The organism is Paracoccus sp. R12_2 (assembly GCF_017744015.1).
GTDB lineage: Bacteria > Pseudomonadota > Alphaproteobacteria > Rhodobacterales > Rhodobacteraceae > Paracoccus.
Genome location: NZ_JAGHRA010000051.1, coordinates 1 through 562, shown reverse-complemented (window position 1 = coordinate 562; position 562 = coordinate 1). Strand labels below are relative to the sequence as shown.

At 60.9% G+C, this 562-nt stretch carries 1 pseudogene; it reads right to left on the bottom strand.

The features are described from left to right. Nucleotides 1-328 (bottom strand): annotated as a pseudogene (locus J7359_RS19840) (hypothetical protein); the annotation flags it as partial. Between the last annotated feature and the right edge of the window lie 234 nt (nt 329-562).

The following is a 562-nucleotide window of genomic DNA, read 5'->3' as shown; positions in this document are numbered from 1 at the left end:
CGATGAACAGGCTGACGCCTTCCTCGAATTCGGCGCGGAGATCTTCCACCGTCCGGCCCCTGGGCAGCTTCTTGGGCGGCGTCCATTTGCCTGGCCCGGACATCCAGCGCCGGCCGGACCGGCACAGTCGGGTGCAGGGCGGATGCATGACGGCGAGCAGATCCCATCCATCATCCAGCAGGTCGCGGACATCACACACAATGTGGCGATTGCTGCCATCCTCGGCCGGCAGCAGATCGCAGGACCAGACATCATGTCCCCGCGTAGAAAAGGCGCGGCGCATCACGCCCGAGGTCTCGCAACCTATGAGAATGCGCAGCGACCTCATGCCACGACTTCGCTTATCGGAAGGGTTCGCATGGCTGGCGCGCCCCTGTTCTCACGCAGCGTTGAGGGGGCGAAGGGTTTCGCGAACAGCTTCTCCATGAGAGACTCTCGGAGGTTTTGATAAAAGGTATTGAAGTGACTGGACGAAATTGGCTTCGGGCCTATCTCTTCATCTTCGTCATGTCGGCTTTGGCGATCTACTTTGCGCATGCCGCCATCAACGGGCCCTACGGTG